This window comes from Acinetobacter sp. CY05 (genome assembly GCF_059515805.1).
On record NZ_JCAKMW010000001.1, the window covers coordinates 271060 to 296312 of the forward strand.

Here is a 25253-nt window from a genome sequence, read left to right on the forward strand (position 1 = left end):
TAGTCTAAATTTTGCTCAAAAAATACACAACAGCCAAGTGATTCACTTGGCTGTTTGAGTTTATGAGCATATGCTCAAGTCTATACAACAAAAATGTCTTTTGGATGCATAGATGAGAGTTTTACAATTTATTGCACACTGTGAAGCAAATAATAATGTCAACGCATGCCTTTTGGCACAAAAACACGTCACGCAGCTTTTGGCAGATAAATTGGCAGATTTTGGTTTTGAAACCTTATCGCAAAGTGGTGATCATATTGCAGTCAGTGTTGAAGAGCATGAATTACCGTTGGCGGTAAGCTGTCAAAGTCAAGATGATAACGGACAAATGGTTTGTGAAATCAGCTCTTATCCTGCAGAAGAACAAGACTGGTTGGAGCGGATCACCGAGCAAAGTTTACTGAATCAGTTGGCACAAGCCGTTGAAACGACCTTAAAAAGTGATAAAAATTTTCATGATTTTAAGTGGAAATAAGGCCTAAAAAAACCTCGCAAAAGCGAGGTTTTAAATTTTACAAGGTTAAATAACGTGTCATTGCAAGACGTAATTGTTTTAAATAACCGGTAAAGAAATGATTGGCACCTGGCAAGATCGTGACTAAGTGACGCTGTGGACGTGACCACTCAATCATATCGGACAATAAAGTCACTTCGTCAGCTTCGCCATGAATAAACAGAATATCGCCTTTAATCGGTGGAGTCACATAATGACGTACACCTGCCACAGTTGCAGTAGGTAAACCACAGATCATGGCTTGTTTGGGCTGTAGTTCTACAGGGAGCGTGGCATAAGCCTTGACCATCACGTGCGCGCCAAAACTAAAACCACCGGCATAAAATGGTACGGTGAGATGCTTTTTGCGGGCAAATTGGATCACCTCTAATACATCTTCGGTTTCGCCAAAACCTTCATCATGTACGCCTTCACTCGCGCCTGAACCACGGAAACTTGGACGATAGACGACGCAGCCACGTTCTAAAAACATCTGCGCGAGCAGTGCCGGAACTTTATGGTGCGGTGTACCACCTTGTAGAGGATGGGGGTGGCAGACAACAGCGAATCCTTTCACTTCACCCTGAGGGTAATCGACAAAAACTTCAATTTTGCCTGCTGGGCCTTGGATGAAAATTTGCTCAGACATAATCAACAGTCAGGTAAAGAAACAACGCGACATTCTACCGATAATGTTCAGTAAAAACACAGATTGGCATTAAAATAGCGCTGCTGTTATATTTGTTTAATTATTTTTTGATCAAATTTTCTATGTTTGTTGTTATTTCCCCAGCCAAAACCCTCGATTATGAAACCAGTCTACCTACAGATGTGCATACTTTACCAAGGTTGCTAGAGCACTCACAACAGCTTATCGACCTAAGTCGTAAGCTCAGTGCTACAGAAATTGCCAGTTTAATGTCGGTGAGTGAAAAAATTGCGCAGCTAAATGTGGCACGTTTTCGTGACTGGCAGCCAGATTTTAACTTGGCCAATAGTCGCCAAGCCATCTTTGCATTTAAGGGAGATGTGTATACGGGTTTAGATGCTTATCGTTTGTCGGATCAGCAATTAGAATATGCCCAACAAAAGTTACGTATGTTATCGGGTTTATATGGGTTGCTAAAACCTTTAGATTTAATGATGCCTTATCGTTTAGAAATGGGCACACGTTTAAAAAATCCGCGTGGCAGCAATTTATATGCGTTTTGGGGCAATATCATCACTGATTTCATCAATCAAGATTTAAAAGAAAATCAAACAGATATTTTGGTGAATCTGGCCTCTGATGAATATTATAAAGTACTACAAGAGTCAAAACTTAATGCACAAGTGATCAAGCCTGTGTTTTTAGATCAGAAAAATGGCAAATATAAAGTGATTAGTTTTTACGCCAAAAAAGCCCGAGGTTTAATGGCGCGCTATATTATCGAAAACCAAGTGCAACAGCCAGACGCCTTAAAAGCATTTAATGTGGATGGTTACTACTTTGACCCAGTCAGCTCACACGGCAATGAGCTGGTGTTTAAACGTGATGAGCAGCTTGCTTAAGAAAAATCCCGATCATTGATCGGGATTTTTTTATAAAGCTTGAAATGCCGCTAAAGCACGTAGGCGACTTTGCTTTAAATCAACGATTGCTTTGGGATAATTTAAAGCTCGATGGGGTTGTTTAGCATAAGGATCATGAATTTCTTTGGCATCTAAATGCGCTAATTCGGGCACCCAACGTCGAATATAGTCACCTTGAGGGTCAAATTTTTGTGATTGACTGACTGGATTAAAAATTCGGAAATAAGGCACAGCATCGGTACCGGTAGAGGCACACCATTGCCAGCCACCATTATTGGCAGCTAAATCACCATCAATTAAGTGCTGCATAAACCATGCTTCACCGATACGCCAATCCATGAGTAAATTTTTAGTGAAAAACATCGCCACAATCATTCGCACACGATTGTGCATCCAACCTGTGGCACGCATTTGACGCATACCCGCATCTACAATCGGAATCCCAGTTTGTCCTTGTTGCCATGCTGCTAAATCTTGCGCATCATTACGCCATGCTAATGCCTGTGTTTGCGCTTTAAAGGGCAGATGTTTTGAGAGGTGTGGAAAATCAAAGAGGAGGTGTTGATAGAATTCGCGCCACAACAATTCATCGAGCCATGTTTGTTGCCCTTCATTGTCAAAATAAAAATCACCATATTGTGAGCGGAATAGGGCCTGTATACAGCTGCGTATAGACAACAGCCCGCTATTTAAATAGGGTGACAATTGACTCGTGGCATTTAAATTGGGGTAGTCGCGCTCATGCTGATAATGTTTGACTTGATCGGCAATAAAAACGTCTAAACGATCCAGTGCGGTTTCTTCGCCCACCGGCCACAGCGTTTGTTGTGTGGGGTCAATCTCCCTAAAGCCAAGTTCAGTTAACTCTGGGATGGTGCAAAACGATGCTAAATTTAAATCGATTTTGGCTTGGGCTTCAGGCACAGGGTAACAGGAGGGTAAAGCGACACGGAGTCGTTCATAGCACTGTTTTTTAAAGGCACCAAAGACTTGATAAGGCCGCGCTGATTTATTGCAAATCGAACCCAATGGAAATATGGTTCGATCATGAAAAAACTCCACCGCAACACCGATATGTTGAAGTGTTTCTTGAACCAAATTGTCACGCTGTTGTTCGTTTATGCCAGCTTCACAGTTGGCGTAAAGCTTGACAATAGACAGTTGTTGACAGAGCTGACAAAAGTGCTCTGCAATGTCGCGCCAATGCTCAATACGCAAAATCACGAGTGGTACATTCAGGCGCTTAAGCTGCTGTTGTAACTGCTGTAATTGGCGTAAATAAAAATCGATTTTTAGGCTCGCATCCCCATGCAGCTGCCATTGCTGTGGTGATAGCACCACCACAGCAATAGTTGGCCCAGCGGCCATTGCATGGTACAAGGCACTATGATCAAAGGTACGTAAATCTTGGCGCAGCCAAACAAGTTGATAAGCAGACATAGGGCTCATAAAATGCGTAAATGAATTAAGTGTAGCTTGAAAACACGTGAAATTCTTGTGAGGCTAATCGATAGCTTTGTTGGTATTTTATATATTGACTTAAAAATAAATCATAGAACAGGTACAGCGAATGAGTTTACTTGTTTATTACAGTTCAGCTTGATTGAGCTAAAGCGTTGAATTTGGTCTCATCTGGGTCAACGCGTCACTGTGCTAAGCTGAAGTCGTTGCAATTGCTTGGCTTCTGGGCTTTGATAACCTTGTTGTTTGAGAGCTGCTTGAATATTTTGCCAGATCACCGCATCCCACGCTTTTAAGCGCTGATCACTTTCTTTCCATTTATAGGCTTGCCACTGCCTCTCTTGACTGATGTTGAAAGAGGCTTGTTCTAGATTTTGCATGACCTTGAGCACTAAAGCTGTATTACGCCATTCGTGGTCTTTAAATACCAAGCTGCCATTGCTATAACGCATTTTTTGTAAATGTGCTGGAATAATGAGACGATCTTGACTTTCAATGACACTTAAACGCCGCCATAAACGATGATAACCTTCGTTAAAGATTTCCTGCTGTAAGCTTTGTGGGTTTTTAGGCAGAGGGGGGAGTTTTTTTGTGGCTGGACTGAGGTCGACACGTAAACTACGCTCTGACCAATTGGCTAAACTCTCTAAATACCAGCGGTTTTTAAATTGTGTATAACCGTATTGGTATAAGTGAAAAAGTTCATGGGTCACGGTGGTCCAATAATTGCCTGGAAAGCCTTTGAGATCTGTAGAAATGTGCATGACCAAACTACACGGCATTTGGTTGGGCAGATTAGGATGAGCAGCAGGCACTTCATAAGCTACCCCATTGCCTTTTAAGTCTTGAATAAAAATACTAATGTTGGGTATATTTTGATAGCGTGGACTCTGTAGTGGATGGCGAAAACCTGCTGCTTTAAAAATTTCACGACTGGCCACTGCTTGAGTCGCCACATCTTCAACATAATCCGGCACACCATTTTTATTTTGATCTTTGTTCTCTTTTAGACGATGTTTGGAATTTGCTAAGGTTGAATAGAAGATACGAAATTCATCTTTTTGATACAGTTTATTAAAATCTTGTGCGTGAGGCAGGGCATTAGTACGGCATTTGGCTGGCTCAGCGAGTGTCTTACTACAGGCAGTTTGTGTGATAGCGCAAGCTAAAATGGCAATCAGATAAGTTGTTTTCATAATATATAAAGCCAATGATCTTGATTTGATTAAAAGCGATGCCATAAAAAAAGGCAAAGTAAAATACTTTGCCTTTTTGTAGATCAGATGATCTTAGTGGTGGTGACCACCTACACCGTGTACGTGACCGTGATCTAATTCTTCTTGAGAAGCATCACGGATGTCTACGATTTCAACATCAAAAGTTAAGTCTTGACCAGCAAGTGGGAAGTTTGCATCAACGATTACGTTTTCGCCTTCAACCGCTTTCACAGTTACGATTTGTACGCCGTCATCAGTTTGTGCTTGGAACTGCATGCCCGCTTGGATGTTATCCACACCTTGGAACATTTTAGCAGGAACTTCTTGTACAAGTTCAGGGTTGTATTCGCCGTAACCTTCAGCTGCAGGTACAGTTACAGTGAACTTATCGCCTACTGCTTTACCAAGTAATGCGTTTTCTAAACCAGGGATGATGTTGCCTGCACCTTGCAAGTATACAAGTGGCTCGCCTTGAGATTTATCAAGAACTTCACCCTCAGCGTTAGTCAATGTGTAGTGGAAAGATACCACGTGGTTATTTGCAATTGCAGTCATGTTATTGATCCATTCAATAAATTTCTAAAGATACATCATAAAGGGAAAAATAAATTTATCGAAGAGATTTCGCTAAAATTCGCATTTTTACCGTTCTAATGCTGTTTTTTTATTAATAGGGGCACATCAATAAATTTCAATGCAGTTTTATCTTTGGACCAATGTTTTTTGTCATTAAATCTTTGGCGGTGAGTAAACCGGCATGGGTATAACCATGAATATTGGCTTGATGCACCCGATACAAGGAGACATACATTGACTTGGCAATCACGCCGTGAATATTGACTTTGCCTAAGAGTTCACCCACAGCACTGTGTTGGCTTAATGATACCAAGGAACCTTTTTCTGAAAATTTAAACATCGGCAAAGGGCGCTGGGCCACACGGGCTTTCATGGCACGCACTAAAAAGCTGGCTTGCTGACTGGCCACTTGCGCACGTGGTGCCAGCACTGGTTCATTGGCAATGGGTTGGCAATGTGCACAATCACCAAAGGCAAAAATATCAGGATCAATGGTGGTTTGTAAGGTGGCAAATACATGTAAGCGATTGATTTGATCTTTTTCAAATTCAGTGAAATGGTTAAATACATCAGGTGCTTTAATACCTGCGGCCCAGACTTTAATTTCTGCTGCCAACTGAGAGCCATCGGCGAAATATACTGTGTCGGCATCCACTTTGGCCACACGATGGTGCGTTAGGACTTGAATACCTAAATCTTCAAGTTGCTCATGGGTATGTAAAGAGGTTTTAGTCGAAAGTGCGGGTAAAATTCGATCCGCTGCTTCAATGACCGTAATATTGACTTTGCTTGGATCAATCTTGGTCAGGCCATATTGATAAAAGTGTTCTTTGGCATGAATCAGTTCGGCTGCCAATTCCACACCTGTGGCACCTGCGCCAATAATAGCAATGTTTAAGGCACGTGCGTCGGGCAAATGCTGTGCATCTAAATATAAATGCAGTAAATCTTGTTGGAACTTTTGCGCTTGTTCTAAATTATCCAAGAAATGGCAGTGCTGCTTCACGCCTTCGGTATTAAAGTCGTTAGAAGTTGAACCTAAGGCTAAAATGAGGGTGTCATAGTCTAATGAAATCGTAGCGCTGCTGGCACTATCACCATTGGCGGCTTTTTTTGCCCATTGTTCACTTTGTATGCTCACGCGTTTGTTGTGACGGTCCACGGCGACAAAACGCCCTAAAACAAACTGATAGTAGTGCTTGGCTGCATGCGCAAAATAATTGGTTTCTTCTTCATGAATGTTTAAGCGGCCTGCGGCAATTTCATGTAACAGGGGTTTCCATATATGGGTAAGTTTTTGATCGACTAACGTGATTTCAGCTTTGCTGGACTTACCTAAACTATTGCCTAATTGTGTTGCTAGTTCCAGTCCACCTGCGCCGCCACCAATAATCACAATTTTATGTGTAGTTATCATTGTGTCCCTATTGTTGTTATAGAAAAAAGAGATGGCATGACTATGCCATCTCCTAAAAGTTCAACCTAGCAAAAATTGTTATACAAGTTACATAAAATTACAGCGTAACTTTAGCTTTGCGTTCTACTTGATGCCAAAGGTCACTAAACCAAGCAAAAAACTGGGCAAAAATATTTAAGCGATCCACTTCAACTTGGTTTTCGATTGAAAAGCTGCGTAGCAAACTGTCATTTTGATAGACCTTAACCTCAGCCAAATCCATTTTTTGGTGTAAAGGTGCAGCTAAACTTTGCTGTGGTAGGCGAATATCTACTTTGGTTTTAGTATCCGACAAAGGCTCAATGACTTGCTGCTCACCACTCACCGCCATATAGCGAATTCGTTGGCTGGCCTGATCAAAGTCTTTAAGATTGATTGGGAAACTTTGCTGATAGAGGGAGGTGGTTGCGACCTGAGGGCTTAAAGCTTTTACTTGAAACCAAGTGTAATTAGACTTGGTGACAGGAATTTCAGCCACTGTTTGTCCTGCTTTAATAATGGCTTCATTACGGGTATAGGTATAGGCCACATTCATCAGCTTATGTGCCACTTCGGCACGTTTTTGCGCATTTGGCGTACCCAAGACCACCACCAGCAAACGACGTTCAGGCGCATAAGGGTTGCCCGTTGCTCGCTTTGCTGTGAGGGCTAAGTTATAACCTGCTGCCTTGGTAAAACCGGTTTTTAAGCCATCGACGCTGGCATCCACAGGCAACAGTAAATTGGTCGCATGGTGAAAGATATTGTGATAGCTAAAACTTGGCATTTTTGAATAATGCAGATAGTAAGGGGTTTGATTGACTAAGGCTTGACCCAGTAAAGCTAAATCTGCAGCACTTGAGTAATGCTTTGGCATGGTAATGCCAGGTGGATTCTCAAAATGGGTGTTCTGCATGCCTAAGGCTTTGGCCTCAGCATTCATGCGTGCCACAAAGTTAGGGACATTACCTGAAATGCGTTCTGCGAGCATTAATGCGCCATCGTTGGCAGACATCACAATTAAGCCTGCCAGCAGCGTATCGACATTGACGCTTTCACCTACTTTTAAGCGCATTTGTGATTCATCCCACATCACCTGATTCACCACAGGGCTGACGGTAAGGACTTCATCTAATGTCAGCTTGCCGTTTTGAATGTCTTTTAAGGCAATATAAGCCACCATCATTTTGGTGAGTGAGGCAGGCGCACGCTGTACATGGCTATTATGTTCAGCAATCACTTGACCTGATTGTGGATCCACAATGGTCCACGCTTCAGCTTCAACAGATTCAGGGGCAATGTTAAGTAGGTTGGCATAGCTTGCGCTGGAGCAGAGTAGCCCTAAGCTTGCCAACAGGTAAAACACAGGTTTCAAGGCGGTTCCTTATTTGCCAATCCATTGACAAAGCAATCTAAAAAAAGTCTGCGCATGCTATGCCTTTTTTTTTCTTCTGGCTAGTCAAAAAGCCGACAAATGCAACGTCTATGCATTGCTTGGCAAAAAAATGTTAAGCTTCTTGCCAAGTTACCTATTTTATTTTTTGTCTTGCCCATTATGTTGCATTATCAAATCGAATTTGACGATTATCGTCAGCATCTTGCTCATGTCACTTTACGTTTTGTGGCTGAGCCAACACAGGTTTTAGCACTGCCAACGTGGATTCCGGGCAGCTATTTAATCCGTGAATTTGCCAAGCATTTAGAAAGCGTACGCGCTTATGATGAAGAAGGGCGTTTACTCGAAATTGAAAAATTTGAGAAAAATAAATGGCGTTTGTTTAATACCGATTACGAGTTAATTACGGTTGAATATGATGTTTATGCGTATGATTTGTCGGTACGTGGCGCCTATGTGGATGCAACACGTCTATACATTAACCCAGCGTGTGCTTGTTTAAGCTTAGAAGGTCAAGAGCATAAAGCGGTTGAGGTGGAAGTCTTCTTACCTGACGAATTAAAGCATTTCCAAATTGCCACAGGCTTAAAAACCCGTAGTTTAGTCAAAGGTCGTTTTACTTTAGAAGCGGATAACTATGCGCAGCTAATTGATTCACCATTTGAATTGGCAGAGCAAACCCGTTTTAGCTTTGAAGCTGAAGGGATTGCCCACGAATTTGTGGTGTCAGGTAAACATGCCATGAATGCTGAGCGTATGCAGCAAGACATTCAAAAAATCTGTGCCACAGAAATTCAACTGTTTGGTTCGGCGCCATTTAAAGACTATACATTTATGACCATGGCAACGGGCAATAGTTATGGTGGTCTAGAGCATCCAAACAGCACCAGTTTAATTACGCCGCGTGCCGATTTACCCAAAGCCAATGAGCCTGAACAGCCATCGAAAGACTATCAGCGTTTCTTAGGCTTATGCAGCCATGAATATTTCCATTCTTGGTTGGTGAAATTTATCCGTCCTGAAAACTTTGTCAATTATGATTTGAATAAAGAAGGCTATACCTCTTTATTGTGGATTTTTGAAGGCTTTACTTCTTACTACGATGATTTGATTTTATTACGTAGTGGGGTGATCAATCAGGATGCCTATTTAGAGTTGCTTAAAGCGCAGATTGATCGTTATTTACAAAATCCGGGTCGTTTTGTACAAACTGTGGCTGAATCGAGTTTTGATGCGTGGATTAAGTTCTATCGTCAAGATGAAAACTCAAATAATGCAGGTACTAGCTATTACAACAAAGGTTGTTTAGTGGCGTTGTGTTTAGACTTAGGTTTACGTTTACGTGGTTCAAGTTTAGATGCCTTAATGCGTAAACTGTATGAAAATGCGCAAAACGGTATTCAAGTCAATCAACGTACCATTTACGAGTTATGTAAAGAATTAACGGGTGATAACTGGCTTGAACAAATCAACCATTTAGTCAATACAACAGATGAATTGCCACTTGATCAGTTATTCCCTGAATTTGGTATTTCGTATCAAGTCAAAGATGACAAAGCTTTAGCCTTTGGTTTAAAGCTCAGCGACAAACCTGAAGGTGTTGTGGTTCAGCAAGCGCGTCGTGATGGTGCAGGCGCTAAAGCAGGTCTGTCTGCCAATGATGTGATTATTGCGATTGATGGTTTAAAAGCCTCAGAAAAATTACTTGCAAGTTATGCCAAGCAGCAAGGTAGGTTTACGGTACTTGCTTTCCGCCGTGATGAGTTAATGCAATTTGAAGTGACAGCAGCAGAAACTGGCTTAGCTTCGGTTGAGTTAAAAGTGGCAGATCAAGCCAAAGCTGAAAAATGGCTTAAAGCATAATTGCATTTGAAGCAGTTTTAACTTAAAACCCATGTTTCGACATGGGTTTTTTATTTTAATATGGAAGAGAAAAGTCTTATTTCTACTAAATTCGTAGCTATTACTTCTATAGTATGGATCATCGTCTTTGTAGCTTTTTACGTTCTTGAGTTATTCGATAGACCGACAACTTTTTATGAACTATCGGGCGTATTAGCAGGAGTATTTACACCGCTTACATTGTTATGGCTTATTTATGGGTATTGTGATCAGACTAAGAGTAACGCATTAAATATTCAAGCTATAGCAGACCAAATGAAAGCTATGCATAACGCAGCTAAACCAATATTGAAAATATATAATATTCAATATTCAAAAGCAGATAAAAAAGAGATTACATTCCAAGTATTGAATGTTGGACAATCCGCAAGATGTGTTGAGATTTACAGGTTGGATACTAATGAAGAGTATCAAATGGGATTAGATATTTTAAAATCTAATGAAGAATATAAGTTTACTTTGGCATTAAATCAAAATGATAAAATGAGTTTAACTCTACATAAGCACACTACTTTCAGAATAGAAATACGATATAGCAATCAGCTTGGTGGTATATATAGTGATTATTATGACTTTACGCTCGTTATATCTAATGGTATTGAGAAAATAGCTTGTGTAAGATTTGAAAATGATTATAGAAGCCCACTTTCGTGAGCTTATTTTTATTTAATAATTCGTGAAGTGCCGCGAAACTCAGCAATAATCTGTTGCTTTTGATTGGTGACGCTAATGTCATAAATCCCTGTACGGCCACTGGTGGTTTTATGCTCTGCCGTTGCAGTTAACACATCACCCAAAGCACCTGCTTTTAAATAATTAATACTACAATGCTGCCCCACAGCAGGATGCTCACCTGTATTACAGGCAATCGCAAAAGCCGCATCACATAGCGCAAAAATCACCGCACCATTACAAGTCTGATGCCCCTGTAAATGCTGTTCGGTAATTTTAAGTTCAACCGTTGCAGTATGTTCGGCAAAACTAACTAAATGTGCGCCTAATTGTTGCATCAGCATGTCATTATTAAACATGGGATTCACCATTTGATCCATCAATATTTTCCTTGTTTTAGCTATAAATTTTTATTGTGTGCGTATAGATAACATAAAGATCAAAGTGAATTCAAGCGTTTAAAAATAGCCTAAGTTTTATATCTTAAATAACAAGCATAAAAAAGCCCACCACAAGGGCAGGCTTTTAAATAAGCGATGACTTAACCGCGACCACGGCCACGACCGCGTGGTGCTTTGGTGTTTGGACGTGTAGTACCATTGGTCTTACGACGTGGCTTTTCACTGTCATCCATTTGCCAAATACGTTTGGTGCCTGATTTTTTCACAGAACCATCTTTATTTTTACGCACCATTGGCTTACCGCCTGTACCACCCGGTTTTTTCACATAAGAACGTGAACGGTAGGGTTCTTCCTTGGGTACATTTTGGAAATCTGAATATAACAAAGGTTCAATTTCTTTGGTTTCGCCCGGTTGTAAACCCAATTGCACTAAATCAATTTGACCAATACGGGTACGAATTAAACGCAGTGTTGGAAAACCAACGGCAGCAGTCATACGACGTACTTGGCGGTTACGACCCTCACAAATTTGAATTTCAACCCAAGAGGTTGGTACATTAGCGCGGTAACGGACTGGAGGATCACGATCCCATAACCATTCAGGCTGCTGCACTTTAATGGCTTTAGCAGGCAGCGTCATACCATCTTTGAGCTCAACGCCTTTACGCAGTTGCTCAAGCGCGTCCTCAGTGATATCACCATCGACTTGTACCAAATAAGTTTTAAACTTTTTATTGGCAGGGTTGGTAATGTATTGGTTTAAACCGCCATGGTCAGTTAAAAACACCAAGCCCTCTGAGTCCATATCTAAACGACCCGCAAGACGTAAGTCTGGATCATCGACAAAGTCAGACATGGTCATATGGGCTTCGTCTTTACGAAACTGGGAGAGGACGTCATAAGGCTTGTTAAGAATTACAATTTTCACAATAACACACTGATAAATATATGAAAAGTTTTACGGCTTTTGCCTATTACCCGTTTAGTTACCCGTTTTTGCAAACCTAACCGTATAGATAAAAATAAAGCCCACTTAGATGTGGGCCATTGTATCAGATTTGGGCTTATGTTCTTCAACTTTGTTTTTAACGTATGATTCGTACCAGAAGACATCACGATCAGTGATCTTAATTGGCTTTTCAATTTCGCCGCGATTGATCATTTTGTAAAACTTTTCACGACCAACCGCCAATAGTTGCATAAACTCAGATGCACGCACACGACGATCAATAGTAGTGCTCACGACACTTCTCCCAAACTTAAAATTACAGATTCAGGCAGATCATATTTTTTAAACTCGCCAGGTAAACAAAAGAACGGTTTCCCGGTACCAACCTCATTACAGCAAATTGTTCGGCCTTTTAATTCTCGAACTTTGCCAATAACCTGAATATATTCACCTGCAGCATTTTTAAAATTAGCTTTGATGATTGAGTTACGCTTTGGCAGATCTAATTGTCGCTGAGCTTCAATCTCCATATCTTCAGCATGTCGCAAATAGTATGGTGATGCTAATTGAGCACACATATCCAAAACATTGCCGCTTTTACAAATAGGCGCAATTCCAACAGAGTTACTGTTTATTGGCTCTCTAACCTGGTAAGTACCTTTACTCGCAGTTGGATGATTAATTATTACTACTGTATCCCCAACTTCAAAAAAACCATTTTGGCGGCGGTATTCAAGCAATGCAGCATTATATTCATTACCCAAACCTTGAAGCATAACTTTGGCTTTTTCATAACCAAGTCGCTTAATTATTTCATTCGCTTGCATCGGCTTGCTCCGCTTCATATTTAGCTAAACCATCAGCACATGCTTCTTCAGCTGTTGAACCTTGACCACAAAGCAAAACTTTTCTGCTTGGGTCGTGGTCACGAGAATTGGTGCAGATCCAAGCCATCCAATCTGTATAACGTGTATAAGCAAGTTCAAAGTAGCAATAAGGGTTTTCTTCAAGAAGTTCGGCATGTATAGCCATAACTTTAGATAAGTTGGTTTCTTGATTTTTCATTTCTTCTAATCCTGATAGTTTTTCACTACCACCTCAAAAAGAGGTGGTCTGCTGTGTTTTCTTTATACGAACAAAATAATCAATGCTTGGTGCAGCTTCGAGTGTGAAGTCCTTTTTACAGTGATTGCACTTAACTTCCCATTCGCCAACATGATCATCTTCATGTACTTGATCGTTAATATCTTCACGATCCATACCCCATGAACAAAATGGGCAGTGAAAGTCATACATTGGTTGACTCCTGAGCTGCTTCAATTTTTAATACGTACGTTTGGCCACCACTGGTGAACTCAATAGACTTGCCGCTATCTAGTAAGTAGAGACCAACATCTTGCAGAGTCTTATCACTTAAGCCTGTTTTTGATCGTGCTCTACGTCGATCACAAGCAAGACAAGCATTTGTTTTGACTGAACGCTCTGACGTATTGCACTTTTCGCACGGCACAAACGTTGAATAAGATTTAAAACCTTGTTGCTCAGCTTCTTTGCGAAGCTGAAAATTCTCAAGACCACCAGTGGGCAGGTTGGGGTTAAAATCAGGCGACTTATTGCTATTAACTGCAGGTGTGATTTGCCCGCCGTTTGCTAGAAACTGAGCAATGGCATCACCGTATCCCTGTTTAATTGGTGCGTTTATCATGCGGCTGACTCCTGAACGCTATCAGAATTAAGATTTTTTAAGTACACGCAAATATTTTTCATAATTTTACGCAGCCATTTTTCCTCGGCTTTCGTATGTTTTGCACGTAAGAACAAATTAACTAAATGTTCCTCAAAACCATTTTCAAACCACATTTCAGTAAAATACTGCTCAATGGTTTCGAAGCCACAACACTCACGATAAGCAGTCCAAGCATGATCCCAACAGCGAATAGTGATTTGATATTGGCCATCAGGATGCTTAACGCAAAACATATCGATTTGAGTAACTTCATCTGATGACGGAATGTGATGAACATTAACTTGAGGAATCATGCCGCCACCTTATCGATAAATTTAAATCCAGCTTTACCACTACGAATCGCCATGTTTGCTTGTCGATTTAAGCGCTCTAAAAAGTTAGCACCAGTGCGCAGGTAGATTTGCAAGAAAAGTGCATACTGCTTCTGACCTTGCTTACAAATAGCCCCATTTAGTGAAATATGAATTGATGGGCTTTTAGGCTTCTTAAACTCAGCATGATTTTCCACATCAAACCCTTGGTAACCGCCGTTCAATAAAAATGTTGTGAAAGCTTTGCAAAGGCGGGTAGGTACAACAGCTGGATTAGATGGCTGCACATCTTTTGCTTTATAGATAATTGACATTCTAAGTCTCACTATATTGGGAGCGACGTACGTTCTGATTTACAACGGCCTGTAGATTCTTTGTCAGCCATTCTTTTTGTAAATCTTCAACAGTAAGCGCACGAATTTCTTGTGTTTTACGATCAATGACTTTTGTGCGACTCAGCCAACTAAAACCCGGATGAATCATCTTGAAGCGATTTGCAGTTAGGCGGTGCGGCTCAACGAGATAAATGGTTTGACCAACACGCACCTTGAACTGACCATCAGCTTCACCCAAAAATTCACGGAAGGCAGGGCGAGATTGCTTTTTGATTGAAGTCATAGATCACCTAATTTAATTTTCGAAATAGTGTTTTCGATCAGCTTCGGCTCGAATGGCCTGCATTTCAGAAGCGTATGCACGACTAAACTCGGCATCGACTTCAATCTGATCTGTTTGCTGAATCAGCAAGAAATAAACGAAGAGTGTTGCGGTGATTGCTGCAGTTACAACAACCACACGCTCAAAGAGTTTTGGCATTTGCTTTTCGGTAGTTTGATTTGTCATAATGACTCCACTGTTTAGTCCTAAAACCTCGCCCTTGATTTCGACGTCTGGCGAGGTTTTTTGTTGTTTGTGATTAAAAGATTAACTATAGTTAATAAAATAGTCAACAATAAAATTAACTATGGTTTTTATTTAGTCAGCTTTTTTTGTTAACTATGCTTTAATAGACAAAAGAAAACCCACCGCAAGGGGTGGGTTGTGTGGAGCTTTTTTAAGTGGATATTAATTTACTTTGTATTTCTTTATTGATGAATACTTTCACAATCATATTCATATTAATGCGAGTTATAGATAAATTCCCTGTTATCAAAAAACATAAACTATCTAAAGCAAAAGTAAGATTAAACAATCACATTGCAGAAAGAAAAAAACTAATGAGGGAGATTCGTCAAAATTCAAAACCATTAAATAAAAAAAAGACTATATATGGGTTCCCTTGGTGGACTTGGTTTAAGTAATTACCATTTCCAAGGTCTAGCCAAAACTATAGCAACAACTGCTGTGATAATTGTGGGTATTATCCAAGCTTGATGCTTAATCATATAATTAACAACGGAATGCGCAGTTCTTGAAGTCCAGTGTCTATCAACTCCAATTCCAAAGACATTTTCGTCTTTATAGGTGAAGACATTTCCACACCACCACATCTTTATTGCTTGAATTATCTTTTTCATAAAAAACCAAAGTCAACACGGCTTAATCGCGATTCTTTCATTAAATCTCGAGTATTTTTAAGTCGTATTTCATGGATTTGTATCAAGTCAACCACACCAAACTCCATTAGAAAGACTCAACTAAATTTTTCTATACAAACCAACCACTTTGCCAACCAAACGACAATCTTCAGTTAAGCGAATAATTTGTTCAGGCCAATCTGGGTTAAGTGGCTGCAAGTACTTAACACCACCTTCAATGATTAACTTTTTAAATGTGGCTTCACTTTCACCACAGCACGCAATAATCACCAAATCATCTGTATGTAAATCAAAAGTTTGGATATCGGGATTTACATAAATTCGATCGCCCGGCTTAAAGTCAGGCTTCATTGAGTTGCCAACAACAACTAAACCATATCCATTTTTCCCACATTCTCTAATGGGTGGTAGATATTCATCCACTTCAACGTCTTTTAGAACAGTTTCTATTGAGTCAAATGTACCAGCAGCTACCCATGAGATCACAGGGACTGGACGACCTTCGATAGAAAATTTTTGAGATAAATCTATATTGTTATCTAGTCGTGGAGATGCCTCTCTACCAGTTAAAAGCCAATCATCACTAACACCTAAGAATCTCGCTATAAGTTTTAGTTTCCCGGCTTTTGGTTGGCTATCTCCATGAATCCACTTTCCAGCAGCTACATTTGAAACTTCAGCCGCTCTAGCTAAATCAGCAGGCTTATAGCCTTTTTCTTTTAATTTTTCTTGAAGGCGTAAGTGGAAAGACATGATCAAATCCATTCTCAATAATCTTAACTAATGTTAATGCATTAGTTTGAAACTGTGGTTAAGGTGTGGTAACTTTGGTTTATTAACTGTAGTTAAGTGAAGAGGGCGATGAAACTTAGTGATCTTATGAGCCATTACGGCTGTAAAAACAAACGCGAATTATCCCAAAAAATTGGGTTTTCAGAAGTCACATTATGGAAGTGGGGGAAAAATGGTATCCCACTTCGTACACAAGCAACTTTTGAAGTTCTTACGCAAGGTAAGGTGAAAGCAAATTTAAAAGCTCTAACCGCTTAAACAAATTATCGCTTAACACACTAAACAAAAACACGTTCAAAGAGGGCATACATGAACATCGAAGATGCAGCGTATAACACAGTGCATGATTATCCGGGTGGCGCATCATCATTAGCACCACGTATGGGTATGAGTGTTGCGGTACTGAATAGCAAAGTGAATCCAAACACGAAGACGCATCATTTAACACTTGCTGAAGCATCAAAACTGATGGCCTTAACTGGTGATTATCGAATCATGCAAGCACTAGCTGCTGAACATGGGAAAGTTGCTATTGATCTTCCCGATATTCCTGAAAGCCGCGATATATCACTCACCGACAAGGTGCTTTGTATTGGCATGCGTGGTGGCGATGTGATGTCTACTTTCCGCGAAATCATGGCAGATGGTCGTGTGACTCAAGGTGAAGTGGCAGATATGTCAAAGATTATTCATCAAATGCATATTGCACTGGCGCAGCTTGATACGCAATTTCAAGCTTGTATTAAAAACAATAACTCAGAAACAGAAAAAGCCTGACGTGCGAGGTCAGGCTTTTTCGGTTGTTCACCAACTAACAGGGTAAATGAACATGAATATGATGACACAATTTAATCATAATCAAAAGCGTATGACAAGTTTTGAAATTTCAGAGCTATGTCAAAAACGTCATGACAATGTAAAACGCAAAATTGAAATGCTTGTTGAGCATGGCGTTATTGCCCATCCTCAAATTGAGGACGGGATTAAATCTGCCAATGGCATTATCCCAAAAGTTTATGTCTTCACTGGTGAGCAGGGTAAGCGAGACAGCATTATTGTTGTTGCTCAACTTTATCCTGAATTTACTGCACGTCTTGTGGATCGTTGGCAAGAACTAGAACAACGCACGGCTTTTGACATTACAAATCCTGCGCACTTACTACAAGCAATCGAAGTTCAAGCCAAACTCAATATCGAATTGAGTGAAAAGGTTGCTGTATTAGAGCCAAAGGCTAAAGGCCTAGATCGCATTGCCAATAGCACCAATGTTTTAGGTATTCGTGAAGCGGCCAAAGCGCTACAGATCGGGCAGAACAAACTGACTCAATATCTCCTTGATCACAAAGTTGTTTACAGAGATCAGTTTGGGAAAATCCAAGCTTATCAAAAATCAATTGATAGCAAACTTGTACGTGTTGTGACTTCTGCACCACGTTTGTTTGAGTCGGGCGAAAAGGTATTCACGCAAGTTAAGCTGACTCAAAAGCTGATTACTCGCATTTCTGCTTGGTTAGAGAAAGGAGAAGCGGCATGAGCAGTTTTATTCCTAATAGCTTCCAGGTGCCGAATGCATTTGTTGATGAAGTGTTGTGTCAGATCAGTGACGTTGCTGCAAAGTTATACCTGATTATCTGCCGTAAAACACGCGGCTGGTACAAAGAGGTTGATTCAATTTCCCTGAGTCAATTTCAGAAGATTTCTGGTAAAAGCCGACCAACAATTACCAAGGCACTTGCTGAGTTAATTCAGGTTGGTTTGGTTATTGAGTGCGAGTCTACTGTGCATGGAAATTCATTCAAATTGAATGACGATTGTGCCGTTGGTTGGATGCTAAAAGTGCCTAGTAAAAAATCTTTACTAGTAAAGAAATTTAACCACGCTAGTAAAAAATCTTTACTAGTACTAGTAAAAAATCTTTACACACAAAAGACACTATCAAAAGACACTCTACAAAATAAAAAAATAAATAAAAAAAGTAAGAGTGAATCTGAGAAACCTAAGGCTGAAAAACCAAATGCATTCGATGCAAAACAAATTGAGTTACCACTGAACGTAAATCGTGATCTATGGATTCAATTTGTTGATATGCGCAACAGCATCAGAAAACCACTCACTGAAAACGCCGTAAATCTTTTGATTAAAAAATTGATTGGCTTTGGTGATCAGGCAAACCAGTCATTGGAAGCTTCAATCATTGGAAGCTATCAAAGTGTTTACCCACCCAAACAACAAACATCAGTTCAAAACCAACAGCCAATGCAACGCCATCGCTTTGGTCAACAAGCACCAGTGCAACAATTTAAGGATGTGAACTAATGAGTAATCTTCAAGCATTTCAAAACGCATTGGCTTCTAATTTCCCTATTGAGATTGCTGATCAAGTCTTGGGTCGTATGCAACAGCTTTACGGTGCTGAGTTCGACAAAAAGTTTGCTGCAATTGATCCTGAGCAACTTCAACAAACCACTTGCTTGGTGCTGAACGGGATTACACCTAAGCAGCTGGAGCGCGGTCTAAATCGCATGCTAAGTGAAAAATGGTGTCCATCTTTACCTGAGCTGCGAAATATGTGTTTGGCATCAGATTGGTGGACAGCAGAGCAGGCTTGGGCTAAGGCGCTACAGTTTGAAGCAGATCCAACCGCCAAGATCACTAAATTAACCAAAGCTGCACTCGACGAAGTACGTCACATCATGAATGTAGAGGGTCAAAAAGCCGCACACAGAGCTTTTAAAGATATTTATGAGGATTACCTACGCAAAGCAACAGAAAAGGGCTATGAGCAAGAAATGTGGGTAGCGCCTGTACCTGTTAAGCAGCTTGGTTATTCGAATGCGCCACGTAACGGTGTGCCATGTCCGCCTGAGTTGGCGGCCAAGCTTGGAAAAGTTGGTAAGCGTGTAGGTGGTGCAGCGTGAACGAAGTGCGTAAATGCAATCGGGCTATCGTTCTAAGTCAAGGTATTGATGTATTGCTTGCAATTAAAAATACCAAAGCCTCAACAACAGGTGAAATTTGGAAACAAGCAATGCCTGAAGCGAGCCGCAGGACAGTACAGCGCTATCTAACATCACTGCGTGAAGTTGGTTTTGTGTATTTAGTGCGTGAAGAAGATGAGCTTGAGTATCGCTACTTCTTAACCGGTAAAGCTAAACAGCTATTTGGTGCTACAGATACCCAAATAACAGGTAACTAAACGTGGGCAAATGCAATGCAGTCCGAAGCCACACATATTGAAGATGACGGCACGCTTTGGAAAAACCAAGGCGGCCAATGGTTCTACTGGTATCACTTTGTATGGGCACCGTACGTAGGACCAATAAATAAGAATTTTGAAAACAAATTTAGGTGGATAGGTAAATGACAAATCAAATTGAAAACGATTGGGATGTGATGCAGTCGGGCTATAGCGATGAGCAGCTTTATCCTGAAACACATCGAGCAGATCTAAATAATGATGATCTTGCAAAAATAGGTTTTTTTAAGTTCTCAGCATTATTCACATTAGGTAATACGATGCGCTTTGATTTAGGCCGAAATCGTTATCTAAAAGCGATCTGTGTTGGCACGGGTAATGAGATGGTGTTTCTTTGTGCTGATGAAGATGAGCCATGCTCTGATTTGATTTGCATTCACAATCGTGATTATGACGGTCCACTCACAATTGAGCGCATTAAATCCTTTATAGATTGGTTTGTTGGACCAATGAGCAATAAGCCAATTACTAAAAATATTTCACCTAATTTTCTGCAAGAGAGTTTTTTTCCACAAGCCATTTTGGATGCCGAACGTAAGTGTGGAGCTAACCATGGGTGATTTTGAACAGTGGTTTGAGCAACAGGAATTCTATCCAAAAATGCGTTACATCCATGGTGATGCGCTTTTTATTAATGAGAAGAATCAGTACCGAGTTTTACCAGTTCAAATGATTTATCAGACTTGGCAGCAGTGGCAGACACAACTCGCAGTCTACAAAGGGAAGTTGCAAGAACAACAAGACCAAATTGCTAATTTAAAAGACACAATGCAGTCGGCAATGAATCAGTTAGATGAATGGACAAGCGCTTACAAGATTCTTAGTGCTGAACTAACAGAAGGTGATCTTTGAAGATACTAATTGGCATCGATACAGGCGTTAAAACAGGTTACGCCGTTGCTCATGACTTGGGTAACGGCGGCCAATTAGAAGAAGTGCAGACACTTTCGATTACCAAGGCAATGGATCGTGTCAAACAACTAGCCGAGCAGTACGGCAAAGAAAATATGAAGCTGTATATCGAAGATGCACGAAAGCGCACTTTTGTTACAGGTGGACGTGAAAAGCTGCAAGGGGTCGGCTCAGTCAAGCGTGATGCGCTGATCTGGGAAGATTGGTGCAAAGAGCAAGAGTTTCATTATTTGATGGTCCATCCAAAGGCAAATACAACAAAGCTTAAAGTGGATCAATTTGCAAAGCGTACTGGTTGGACAAAACGAACAAGTGAACATGCCCGTGATGCAGCAATGTTGGTAGTCGGGCGATTCTTTAAAATTTAATAGGTTTAGGGTGTATAGGGTATGAATGTAGCAGTCAATGAAAGTATGACAAATGTAGTTTTTTCAGAGAAATTTGCGGAATTTGAATGGTTAACAAAGGGGATTACTGCTAAGTCACCACAGTTTGGTAATGAGGGGCATAGTACCGGCGAAAAGCCAATTGATTACCAGGATCGCTTGGGGGTAATTGGTAAAATGGAAAATCAGTTAGAGAAATCTATTACGGCATTGATTGTTTTTAGTGGCAATAGTCAAGGTGACTATGAATGTGTGCGAAACCACCTTATGAATATTATGCTGACTAATGCGAAGGCTGACGGAAAGCGTGAACCAAAGAATATCAATAGTGTTCATCTATCTTTCTTGATTGCTCGTATGGTGATTGATTTTGCTTTGAATCCTGCGTTAGAACGAAACTTCACTGAACATGGTCGATTGTATTATGCAGGTATCGGATCAAATCAAATGACTTTGAAGGCTTACGAATGTACTTGGAAGCAATATGAGAAACTTATGGTCATTGCCATTGAGTCGGCTATTGATAAGGCTGCAAAATGGATTAAAGAATACAAAAAACAGACTTATAAAGATGCTTAGAAAAAGTTCTAGGAATATTTTCCTGAATGATATATAGTTTCACTATACTGGTCGTATAGTGGTTAAATCTACGACAACCAAAAAAGTTTCGCGTTCTTGGCTATGAAAGTTGGCATTATTGTAAGTCCAGTCGATCAATGGTCGGGAGAGGTGGATCAGAGATTTATTTTTGTGTGCATTACATTCGGGATCCAATTCGCTTCGCTTGTTCAAACATGTCGTGGTCTAGTAAATGATACTTTAAGAGTGGAGAAAGGAATGAATTTAAAAAGCATTCAGGCGGTTTGTTGTTGGGTATTGCGGCGAACCTGAATGATAATGTTAACTAATAAGTTTTGATTCATAAGTGAGAAGCCCAACATTCATGAGCAGGTTCAAATCCTGCCCGCCGCACCAAATTCAGAAGAGCTCACTACACTAGTAGTGGGCTTTTCTATTTTGGTAGAAGTATTTTCTGAAAAATTAATGATTTAATATATTAAAAGCTTATAATTGTGACAATTTTTGTACGGTAAAAACTATCGGAATTATCATGGCGGTTGATAAACTAATAATTAATAGTGAAGATGAAGCTTTAGAGCTGTTAAGCCGAGTACTTCGGGGGGAAGATAAATTTGATATTGCTAATATCGAATTTGGTGATTGGGCGAAACTAAAAATTCGCTTAACTGGTGATGACTTTCATTCAAGTATTAATGCTACGGTAATGAAGGGTTTGCTGGCGTTACAAGATGGTATCTACCAATCTTATGCAATAGCGAAAGATATGGAATCAACAAGATTCTTAAGTTATCAAGAACGTTCAGATCTTGAAATTGATATTGAGGTAAGTGAAGGTAGTTCGATTTTAGGAATTGATCTTCAAGAATTAGGTGGAAAGTTTATTGCATCTACGGTGGATAAAATGCCTAGTGAATATATATTAGCTGTTTTTATCTTATTCGGTGTGGGATGGGCTGGTAATAAAGCCTGGGCTACTTATGTCCAAGCAAAAAGTAATGAAAAAATTACAGAGCTCGAAGGTGCTGTAAAGCTTGATGAACAAAAGCAAAATATGCTTCACCAACTTGAGGTTTTAAAAGAAGCTAACTCTAATGCATTAGAGCACTCTAAAATCAATCAAGAAAATATGAAAATTTTCACGCAAGCTATAGCAATGCATCCTAAGCTTAAAGAGATATCTGAGGTTGTTAATGAATCTAAAGAAACAATGGTTCGGGCCATGGCAAACTCTGGTGCGGAAACAGTAGAGATTCAGGGCATATGTTTAGATGCTTCTGTAGCGAAGGAAATTGTAACAACCCCGAAAAATAAATGGTTACCTTCTCGCCTAGATGGTGTTTATCAAATTATTAATATTGATTACTCTAATACAGAGGCTTACCGTATAAAACTAAAAGATCATACTAGTGATTTTGAAATATCTGCCATCTTTGAAGATTTAACATCAAATAATGAAAATATTGATTTGCTTACTAGTGTAGCCAATCTTAGATTACCTATTCGTGTGAACATGAATGTAAATAAATTTGGCAATAATTACAAAGATGCAGTGATAGTTAGCATTGCAAGTTTGCAGGAAAAAATAGAAGATTAATTTTTACCAGATATAAAATCTATATGTTAAGGGTGTGGCTAATAATCATGCCCTTTTTTTATTGGTCAATCTGGGGAGTAACGTATTTATGATTTAATCTGTTTAAGTAACTTTAATCTTTTGCAGATTTAATGATTAGAGTGCTTACCTGCGCATTACTTCGCCCAAGTGATTTTCCCTGAGTTCTTAGAAATAAGAGCTTTTTGCCGAACGGATTACGGCACATAAAACCCTGCTGATTCTAGATACTCAGCAGGGTTTTTCTTTTCTTATTCTCAAATGGCTTTCGCTACGTTTGCTTAGTCATTTAGCAACGTTTCCTCGGTTGAGGTTGGAGTGGTTATGGATCGTGTAGAAGCGCAAAGCAACATCGATTTGTATAAAAGCAAGATTCGTTACCTGCAGCAATACAATCACACTTACTCAAGTGCGATTTTTATTCGTGCTTGTAATGATGAAATTCGTACGATGAAAGATCGTGTGCGTGTTTTAGAAGAACAGTTGGGTAAGTGATATGCCAAAGCAAAAGTGTTTGGATCTGATTGAGAAGATTGGCGTAGAAGCAGCTCAATGGCAAATAGATAATCGACATCCTGAAGCTGTTTATTACGTGGATGAGTGGACAGATAGCTTCGGCGGTCTACATGGTTACACATCAGACAAGTTTTATGTCGGTCGTGATAATCCACATAACTACTATCGCTTAGATGATTTGGAGGAGGCTTTGAAGTGGCTTGTAAATCCTGTAAAGAACGTCAACGCAAAATCATAAAGTGGACTGAAGATGCCAAAGCAAAACTCAAACTGCGAATCGCACAGCTTGTTAGTGCAACTCATCGAGCAGAACAACAAGCTAATCGAACAAAACAACCATCTGATTCAGATTAACAATGAGCAGAACGCTCAGATCAATGAGCTACTGATCCACTTAGATGGTGGTGAAGATGATGAAGATGCTTCACCTAAATATAAATCTTTGGATGACTAATATGTTTGGTCTTAAGAATGCTGGTGCTTCTGTTGTTGCCAGCAAATCAAAACAACGTAAAGAGCTTGAGTTGGCATTGCTAACCACTGTTGAGCAGTATGCTAGTCAGGGTCTTGATATTAGTTATATCGCTATCGATCTGAAAGATGGTGTTGATGTTCGGGTGACATTGAATGAAGTTGCTAAGACTACAGACCAAGCTGCAAGCTAAGACACCAAAGCCTTTATATACTCCATTAAAGAAGAGCTGGGGAAAAGGTCGTGGTGGTAGACCTTGGCGCAGGCTTAAGGCTGAGATCCATAAACGTGATGATTGGACATGCAAGTGCTGTGGTCGTGTGACGACAGAGCTTGAGCTTGATCACATTGTGAATGTGGCCCAAGGTGGCACGGATGATGAATCTAATCTGCAAAGTTTGTGCGTACCATGCCATAAAAAGAAAACTCACCAAGAATCCCGAGGGGGGAGGTAAAAAGTTCACAGCTTTTGCTTGTCGGACACCGCACCCCATCTCATTTATAAAAAAATTTCCCTTTTCAGCAAAAGTTAAAGCGAAAAGTTAAAAAGTTAAAGGTTAAAAGTTAAAGGTTAGTCATGGCATTAAGTGAAAAAATGAGAAAATTTGCTCATGCCGTGGTTGACGGTATGACCAATAAAGACGCAGCAATTTCAGCGGGTTATGCGGAAAAAACAGCATCACAAGCAGGTTCGAAATTAAGAAAAGACCCTGAAGTCTGTGTTTATATTGAAAAGTTAAAGGCAGATAAAGAGGGTAAAAGTTTAACTTCTGAAAAACCAAAAGTTAAAGCTCAAAATACATCAAGTCATGAAGATGATGACCCACTTGAAGATGAGTTTACATCTGATGACCCGCTTGAGTTTTTAATTGCTGTGATGAAAAACGGCGGTAACGAAATGATGCTTCGGGTGAATGCTGCCCGTGCTGCATTGCCTTATGTGCACGGCAAAGTTGCTGAACAAGGCAAGAAAGAGAAAAAAGCAGAGGAAGCCAAAAACAAAACCAATGGTGGTGGGAAATTTGGAACACTTGGTTCACAAATGCGGAGTTAA

Annotated in this window: 39 protein-coding genes; 21 read left to right on the forward strand and 18 right to left on the reverse strand. The window is 40.1% G+C overall.

Going from position 1 to position 25253, the window contains the following annotated elements; all coding sequences use genetic code 11:
* Positions 1–112 precede the first annotated feature (112 nt).
* On the forward strand, positions 113–475 hold the full coding sequence (locus tag AC5YCD_RS01395) for a hypothetical protein (RefSeq protein WP_496128333.1): 363 nt from the start codon (positions 113–115) through the stop codon (positions 473–475).
* A 37-nt stretch (positions 476–512) separates the two neighbouring features.
* On the opposite strand, the gene AC5YCD_RS01400 is transcribed toward AC5YCD_RS01395, so the two are convergent.
* On the reverse strand, positions 513–1142 hold the full coding sequence (locus AC5YCD_RS01400) for an alpha/beta hydrolase (protein WP_496128334.1): 630 nt from the start codon (positions 1140–1142) through the stop codon (positions 513–515).
* A 122-nt stretch (positions 1143–1264) separates the two neighbouring features.
* On the opposite strand from AC5YCD_RS01400, the gene yaaA reads away from it, so the two are divergent.
* Positions 1265–2044, forward strand: a complete 780-nt coding sequence (yaaA, locus tag AC5YCD_RS01405) for a peroxide stress protein YaaA (protein WP_496128335.1) — start codon at positions 1265–1267, stop codon at positions 2042–2044.
* Between the two features lie 30 nt (positions 2045–2074).
* Here yaaA and AC5YCD_RS01410 read toward each other — a convergent pair whose 3' ends face one another.
* From AC5YCD_RS01410 to AC5YCD_RS01430, 5 genes are all read right to left on the reverse strand, one after another.
* Complete coding sequence (locus AC5YCD_RS01410) at positions 2075–3505, reverse strand: cryptochrome/photolyase family protein (protein WP_496128336.1); 1431 nt, start codon at positions 3503–3505, stop codon at positions 2075–2077.
* 197 nt (positions 3506–3702) lie between these two features.
* Positions 3703–4722 carry a hypothetical protein gene (locus AC5YCD_RS01415; protein ID WP_496128337.1) on the reverse strand — a complete coding sequence of 340 codons (1020 nt, stop codon included), beginning with the start codon at positions 4720–4722 and terminating at the stop codon, positions 3703–3705.
* A gap of 93 nt (positions 4723–4815) precedes the next feature.
* Positions 4816–5298, reverse strand: coding sequence for an FKBP-type peptidyl-prolyl cis-trans isomerase (locus AC5YCD_RS01420; protein WP_122901294.1), 483 nt, complete (start codon positions 5296–5298; stop codon positions 4816–4818).
* 136 nt (positions 5299–5434) lie between these two features.
* On the reverse strand, positions 5435–6736 hold the full coding sequence (locus AC5YCD_RS01425) for an NAD(P)/FAD-dependent oxidoreductase (protein WP_496128338.1): 1302 nt from the start codon (positions 6734–6736) through the stop codon (positions 5435–5437).
* A 97-nt stretch (positions 6737–6833) separates the two neighbouring features.
* On the reverse strand, positions 6834–8129 hold the full coding sequence (locus AC5YCD_RS01430; RefSeq protein WP_496128339.1) for a D-alanyl-D-alanine carboxypeptidase family protein: 1296 nt from the start codon (positions 8127–8129) through the stop codon (positions 6834–6836).
* Between the two features lie 180 nt (positions 8130–8309).
* Between AC5YCD_RS01430 and AC5YCD_RS01435 the strand changes: the two genes are divergently transcribed.
* Both AC5YCD_RS01435 and AC5YCD_RS01440 read left to right on the forward strand, forming a co-directional pair.
* Positions 8310–10013 carry a M61 family metallopeptidase gene (locus AC5YCD_RS01435; protein WP_496128531.1) on the forward strand — a complete coding sequence of 568 codons (1704 nt, stop codon included), beginning with the start codon at positions 8310–8312 and terminating at the stop codon, positions 10011–10013.
* A 60-nt stretch (positions 10014–10073) separates the two neighbouring features.
* On the forward strand, positions 10074–10706 hold the full coding sequence (locus AC5YCD_RS01440) for a hypothetical protein (RefSeq protein WP_496128340.1): 633 nt from the start codon (positions 10074–10076) through the stop codon (positions 10704–10706).
* Positions 10707–10714: 8 nt separating this feature from the next.
* On the opposite strand, the gene paaI is transcribed toward AC5YCD_RS01440, so the two are convergent.
* The 12 genes from paaI to AC5YCD_RS01500 all read right to left on the reverse strand — a co-directional run bounded on the left by paaI (position 10715) and on the right by AC5YCD_RS01500 (position 16424).
* Complete coding sequence (paaI, locus tag AC5YCD_RS01445) at positions 10715–11104, reverse strand: hydroxyphenylacetyl-CoA thioesterase PaaI (RefSeq protein WP_496128341.1); 390 nt, start codon at positions 11102–11104, stop codon at positions 10715–10717.
* A 161-nt stretch (positions 11105–11265) separates the two neighbouring features.
* On the reverse strand, positions 11266–12054 hold the full coding sequence (locus AC5YCD_RS01450) for an rRNA large subunit pseudouridine synthase E (RefSeq protein ID WP_496128342.1): 789 nt from the start codon (positions 12052–12054) through the stop codon (positions 11266–11268).
* A gap of 105 nt (positions 12055–12159) precedes the next feature.
* Positions 12160–12369, reverse strand: coding sequence for a helix-turn-helix transcriptional regulator (locus tag AC5YCD_RS01455; RefSeq protein WP_407410691.1), 210 nt, complete (start codon positions 12367–12369; stop codon positions 12160–12162).
* The gene (locus tag AC5YCD_RS01460; protein ID WP_496128343.1) at positions 12366–12902 is read right to left on the reverse strand and encodes a hypothetical protein; all 537 of its coding nucleotides are present in this window, start codon (positions 12900–12902) and stop codon (positions 12366–12368) included. The genes AC5YCD_RS01455 and AC5YCD_RS01460 overlap by 4 nt, the downstream gene beginning before the upstream one ends.
* Positions 12889–13140 carry a hypothetical protein gene (locus AC5YCD_RS01465; RefSeq protein WP_496128344.1) on the reverse strand — a complete coding sequence of 84 codons (252 nt, stop codon included), beginning with the start codon at positions 13138–13140 and terminating at the stop codon, positions 12889–12891. The genes AC5YCD_RS01460 and AC5YCD_RS01465 overlap by 14 nt, the downstream gene beginning before the upstream one ends.
* Before the next feature lie 33 nt (positions 13141–13173).
* Complete coding sequence (locus tag AC5YCD_RS01470) at positions 13174–13371, reverse strand: hypothetical protein (RefSeq protein WP_496128345.1); 198 nt, start codon at positions 13369–13371, stop codon at positions 13174–13176.
* On the reverse strand, positions 13364–13780 hold the full coding sequence (locus AC5YCD_RS01475) for a hypothetical protein (RefSeq protein WP_496128346.1): 417 nt from the start codon (positions 13778–13780) through the stop codon (positions 13364–13366). Before AC5YCD_RS01475 ends, AC5YCD_RS01470 begins: the two co-directional genes overlap by 8 nt.
* Entirely contained in the window at positions 13777–14115 is a 339-nt protein-coding gene (locus AC5YCD_RS01480) for a phiTE_072 family protein (protein ID WP_496128347.1), read from the reverse strand. The genes AC5YCD_RS01475 and AC5YCD_RS01480 overlap by 4 nt, the downstream gene beginning before the upstream one ends.
* The gene (locus AC5YCD_RS01485) at positions 14112–14447 is read right to left on the reverse strand and encodes a hypothetical protein (protein WP_496128348.1); all 336 of its coding nucleotides are present in this window, start codon (positions 14445–14447) and stop codon (positions 14112–14114) included. Before AC5YCD_RS01485 ends, AC5YCD_RS01480 begins: the two co-directional genes overlap by 4 nt.
* A 1-nt stretch (position 14448) precedes the next feature.
* Entirely contained in the window at positions 14449–14751 is a 303-nt protein-coding gene (locus AC5YCD_RS01490) for a hypothetical protein (protein ID WP_496128349.1), read from the reverse strand.
* 12 nt (positions 14752–14763) lie between these two features.
* Positions 14764–14976 (reverse strand): hypothetical protein, encoded by a 213-nt coding sequence (locus AC5YCD_RS01495; RefSeq protein ID WP_496128350.1) that lies wholly within the window; start codon positions 14974–14976, stop codon positions 14764–14766.
* A 794-nt stretch (positions 14977–15770) separates the two neighbouring features.
* Positions 15771–16424 (reverse strand): LexA family protein, encoded by a 654-nt coding sequence (locus tag AC5YCD_RS01500; protein ID WP_496128351.1) that lies wholly within the window; start codon positions 16422–16424, stop codon positions 15771–15773.
* 108 nt (positions 16425–16532) lie between these two features.
* Here AC5YCD_RS01500 and AC5YCD_RS01505 point away from each other — a divergent pair, with 108 nt between their 5' ends.
* The 17 genes from AC5YCD_RS01505 to AC5YCD_RS01585 all read left to right on the forward strand — a co-directional run bounded on the left by AC5YCD_RS01505 (position 16533) and on the right by AC5YCD_RS01585 (position 25253).
* Positions 16533–16721: a hypothetical protein gene (locus tag AC5YCD_RS01505; protein WP_496128352.1), complete on the forward strand. Its 189-nt coding sequence runs from the start codon at positions 16533–16535 to the stop codon at positions 16719–16721.
* 51 nt (positions 16722–16772) lie between these two features.
* Complete coding sequence (locus tag AC5YCD_RS01510) at positions 16773–17240, forward strand: phage regulatory CII family protein (protein WP_496128353.1); 468 nt, start codon at positions 16773–16775, stop codon at positions 17238–17240.
* 52 nt (positions 17241–17292) lie between these two features.
* Positions 17293–17997 (forward strand): phage antirepressor KilAC domain-containing protein, encoded by a 705-nt coding sequence (locus AC5YCD_RS01515; RefSeq protein WP_496128354.1) that lies wholly within the window; start codon positions 17293–17295, stop codon positions 17995–17997.
* The gene (locus AC5YCD_RS01520) at positions 17994–18779 is read left to right on the forward strand and encodes a phage replication initiator YdaU family protein (protein ID WP_496128355.1); all 786 of its coding nucleotides are present in this window, start codon (positions 17994–17996) and stop codon (positions 18777–18779) included. Before AC5YCD_RS01515 ends, AC5YCD_RS01520 begins: the two co-directional genes overlap by 4 nt.
* Positions 18779–19381 carry a restriction endonuclease gene (locus AC5YCD_RS01525; RefSeq protein WP_496128356.1) on the forward strand — a complete coding sequence of 201 codons (603 nt, stop codon included), beginning with the start codon at positions 18779–18781 and terminating at the stop codon, positions 19379–19381. Before AC5YCD_RS01520 ends, AC5YCD_RS01525 begins: the two co-directional genes overlap by 1 nt.
* Entirely contained in the window at positions 19378–19659 is a 282-nt protein-coding gene (locus AC5YCD_RS01530) for a hypothetical protein (protein WP_496128357.1), read from the forward strand. The genes AC5YCD_RS01525 and AC5YCD_RS01530 overlap by 4 nt, the downstream gene beginning before the upstream one ends.
* A gap of 164 nt (positions 19660–19823) precedes the next feature.
* Positions 19824–20279 carry a hypothetical protein gene (locus AC5YCD_RS01535; RefSeq protein WP_496128358.1) on the forward strand — a complete coding sequence of 152 codons (456 nt, stop codon included), beginning with the start codon at positions 19824–19826 and terminating at the stop codon, positions 20277–20279.
* Complete coding sequence (locus AC5YCD_RS01540) at positions 20272–20571, forward strand: hypothetical protein (protein ID WP_496128359.1); 300 nt, start codon at positions 20272–20274, stop codon at positions 20569–20571. The genes AC5YCD_RS01535 and AC5YCD_RS01540 overlap by 8 nt, the downstream gene beginning before the upstream one ends.
* On the forward strand, positions 20568–20999 hold the full coding sequence (locus AC5YCD_RS01545) for a hypothetical protein (RefSeq protein WP_496128360.1): 432 nt from the start codon (positions 20568–20570) through the stop codon (positions 20997–20999). The genes AC5YCD_RS01540 and AC5YCD_RS01545 overlap by 4 nt, the downstream gene beginning before the upstream one ends.
* A gap of 21 nt (positions 21000–21020) precedes the next feature.
* A complete protein-coding gene (locus tag AC5YCD_RS01550) occupies positions 21021–21596 on the forward strand; it encodes a hypothetical protein (RefSeq protein ID WP_496128361.1) in 576 nt (191 codons plus the stop codon).
* Between the two features lie 532 nt (positions 21597–22128).
* The gene (locus tag AC5YCD_RS01555; protein ID WP_496128362.1) at positions 22129–23193 is read left to right on the forward strand and encodes a hypothetical protein; all 1065 of its coding nucleotides are present in this window, start codon (positions 22129–22131) and stop codon (positions 23191–23193) included.
* A 342-nt stretch (positions 23194–23535) separates the two neighbouring features.
* A complete protein-coding gene (locus AC5YCD_RS01560) occupies positions 23536–23706 on the forward strand; it encodes a hypothetical protein (RefSeq protein ID WP_496128363.1) in 171 nt (56 codons plus the stop codon).
* A gap of 1 nt (position 23707) precedes the next feature.
* On the forward strand, positions 23708–23965 hold the full coding sequence (locus AC5YCD_RS01565) for a hypothetical protein (protein WP_496128364.1): 258 nt from the start codon (positions 23708–23710) through the stop codon (positions 23963–23965).
* A 12-nt stretch (positions 23966–23977) separates the two neighbouring features.
* The gene (locus AC5YCD_RS01570) at positions 23978–24181 is read left to right on the forward strand and encodes a hypothetical protein (RefSeq protein WP_496128365.1); all 204 of its coding nucleotides are present in this window, start codon (positions 23978–23980) and stop codon (positions 24179–24181) included.
* A 1-nt stretch (position 24182) separates the two neighbouring features.
* Positions 24183–24392 carry a hypothetical protein gene (locus tag AC5YCD_RS01575; RefSeq protein WP_407410739.1) on the forward strand — a complete coding sequence of 70 codons (210 nt, stop codon included), beginning with the start codon at positions 24183–24185 and terminating at the stop codon, positions 24390–24392.
* Complete coding sequence (locus AC5YCD_RS01580; RefSeq protein WP_496128366.1) at positions 24355–24654, forward strand: HNH endonuclease; 300 nt, start codon at positions 24355–24357, stop codon at positions 24652–24654. The genes AC5YCD_RS01575 and AC5YCD_RS01580 overlap by 38 nt, the downstream gene beginning before the upstream one ends.
* 122 nt (positions 24655–24776) lie before the next feature.
* Complete coding sequence (locus tag AC5YCD_RS01585) at positions 24777–25253, forward strand: terminase small subunit (RefSeq protein WP_496128367.1); 477 nt, start codon at positions 24777–24779, stop codon at positions 25251–25253.

What these genes read in the sequence shown, in the direction of transcription:
- AC5YCD_RS01395 (WP_496128333.1), top strand. Translation starts at nt 113, where the DNA reads ATGAGAGTTTTACAATTTATTGCACACTGTGAAGCAAATAATAATGTC.
- AC5YCD_RS01400 (WP_496128334.1), bottom strand. Translation starts at nt 1,142, where the DNA reads ATGTCTGAGCAAATTTTCATCCAAGGCCCAGCAGGCAAAATTGAAGTT.
- yaaA (WP_496128335.1), top strand. Translation starts at nt 1,265, where the DNA reads ATGTTTGTTGTTATTTCCCCAGCCAAAACCCTCGATTATGAAACCAGT.
- AC5YCD_RS01410 (WP_496128336.1), bottom strand. Translation starts at nt 3,505, where the DNA reads ATGTCTGCTTATCAACTTGTTTGGCTGCGCCAAGATTTACGTACCTTT.
- AC5YCD_RS01415 (WP_496128337.1), bottom strand. Translation starts at nt 4,722, where the DNA reads ATGAAAACAACTTATCTGATTGCCATTTTAGCTTGCGCTATCACACAA.
- AC5YCD_RS01420 (WP_122901294.1), bottom strand. Translation starts at nt 5,298, where the DNA reads ATGACTGCAATTGCAAATAACCACGTGGTATCTTTCCACTACACATTG.
- AC5YCD_RS01425 (WP_496128338.1), bottom strand. Translation starts at nt 6,736, where the DNA reads ATGATAACTACACATAAAATTGTGATTATTGGTGGCGGCGCAGGTGGA.
- AC5YCD_RS01435 (WP_496128531.1), top strand. Translation starts at nt 8,310, where the DNA reads ATGTTGCATTATCAAATCGAATTTGACGATTATCGTCAGCATCTTGCT.
- AC5YCD_RS01440 (WP_496128340.1), top strand. Translation starts at nt 10,074, where the DNA reads ATGGAAGAGAAAAGTCTTATTTCTACTAAATTCGTAGCTATTACTTCT.
- paaI (WP_496128341.1), bottom strand. Translation starts at nt 11,104, where the DNA reads ATGGATCAAATGGTGAATCCCATGTTTAATAATGACATGCTGATGCAA.
- AC5YCD_RS01460 (WP_496128343.1), bottom strand. Translation starts at nt 12,902, where the DNA reads ATGCAAGCGAATGAAATAATTAAGCGACTTGGTTATGAAAAAGCCAAA.
- AC5YCD_RS01465 (WP_496128344.1), bottom strand. Translation starts at nt 13,140, where the DNA reads ATGAAAAATCAAGAAACCAACTTATCTAAAGTTATGGCTATACATGCC.
- AC5YCD_RS01470 (WP_496128345.1), bottom strand. Translation starts at nt 13,371, where the DNA reads ATGTATGACTTTCACTGCCCATTTTGTTCATGGGGTATGGATCGTGAA.
- AC5YCD_RS01475 (WP_496128346.1), bottom strand. Translation starts at nt 13,780, where the DNA reads ATGATAAACGCACCAATTAAACAGGGATACGGTGATGCCATTGCTCAG.
- AC5YCD_RS01480 (WP_496128347.1), bottom strand. Translation starts at nt 14,115, where the DNA reads ATGATTCCTCAAGTTAATGTTCATCACATTCCGTCATCAGATGAAGTT.
- AC5YCD_RS01485 (WP_496128348.1), bottom strand. Translation starts at nt 14,447, where the DNA reads ATGTCAATTATCTATAAAGCAAAAGATGTGCAGCCATCTAATCCAGCT.
- AC5YCD_RS01490 (WP_496128349.1), bottom strand. Translation starts at nt 14,751, where the DNA reads ATGACTTCAATCAAAAAGCAATCTCGCCCTGCCTTCCGTGAATTTTTG.
- AC5YCD_RS01495 (WP_496128350.1), bottom strand. Translation starts at nt 14,976, where the DNA reads ATGACAAATCAAACTACCGAAAAGCAAATGCCAAAACTCTTTGAGCGT.
- AC5YCD_RS01500 (WP_496128351.1), bottom strand. Translation starts at nt 16,424, where the DNA reads ATGTCTTTCCACTTACGCCTTCAAGAAAAATTAAAAGAAAAAGGCTAT.
- AC5YCD_RS01505 (WP_496128352.1), top strand. Translation starts at nt 16,533, where the DNA reads ATGAAACTTAGTGATCTTATGAGCCATTACGGCTGTAAAAACAAACGC.
- AC5YCD_RS01510 (WP_496128353.1), top strand. Translation starts at nt 16,773, where the DNA reads ATGAACATCGAAGATGCAGCGTATAACACAGTGCATGATTATCCGGGT.
- AC5YCD_RS01515 (WP_496128354.1), top strand. Translation starts at nt 17,293, where the DNA reads ATGAATATGATGACACAATTTAATCATAATCAAAAGCGTATGACAAGT.
- AC5YCD_RS01520 (WP_496128355.1), top strand. Translation starts at nt 17,994, where the DNA reads ATGAGCAGTTTTATTCCTAATAGCTTCCAGGTGCCGAATGCATTTGTT.
- AC5YCD_RS01525 (WP_496128356.1), top strand. Translation starts at nt 18,779, where the DNA reads ATGAGTAATCTTCAAGCATTTCAAAACGCATTGGCTTCTAATTTCCCT.
- AC5YCD_RS01535 (WP_496128358.1), top strand. Translation starts at nt 19,824, where the DNA reads ATGACAAATCAAATTGAAAACGATTGGGATGTGATGCAGTCGGGCTAT.
- AC5YCD_RS01540 (WP_496128359.1), top strand. Translation starts at nt 20,272, where the DNA reads ATGGGTGATTTTGAACAGTGGTTTGAGCAACAGGAATTCTATCCAAAA.
- AC5YCD_RS01550 (WP_496128361.1), top strand. Translation starts at nt 21,021, where the DNA reads ATGAATGTAGCAGTCAATGAAAGTATGACAAATGTAGTTTTTTCAGAG.
- AC5YCD_RS01555 (WP_496128362.1), top strand. Translation starts at nt 22,129, where the DNA reads ATGGCGGTTGATAAACTAATAATTAATAGTGAAGATGAAGCTTTAGAG.
- AC5YCD_RS01560 (WP_496128363.1), top strand. Translation starts at nt 23,536, where the DNA reads ATGGATCGTGTAGAAGCGCAAAGCAACATCGATTTGTATAAAAGCAAG.
- AC5YCD_RS01565 (WP_496128364.1), top strand. Translation starts at nt 23,708, where the DNA reads ATGCCAAAGCAAAAGTGTTTGGATCTGATTGAGAAGATTGGCGTAGAA.
- AC5YCD_RS01570 (WP_496128365.1), top strand. Translation starts at nt 23,978, where the DNA reads ATGCCAAAGCAAAACTCAAACTGCGAATCGCACAGCTTGTTAGTGCAA.
- AC5YCD_RS01575 (WP_407410739.1), top strand. Translation starts at nt 24,183, where the DNA reads ATGTTTGGTCTTAAGAATGCTGGTGCTTCTGTTGTTGCCAGCAAATCA.
- AC5YCD_RS01580 (WP_496128366.1), top strand. Translation starts at nt 24,355, where the DNA reads ATGAAGTTGCTAAGACTACAGACCAAGCTGCAAGCTAAGACACCAAAG.
- AC5YCD_RS01585 (WP_496128367.1), top strand. Translation starts at nt 24,777, where the DNA reads ATGGCATTAAGTGAAAAAATGAGAAAATTTGCTCATGCCGTGGTTGAC.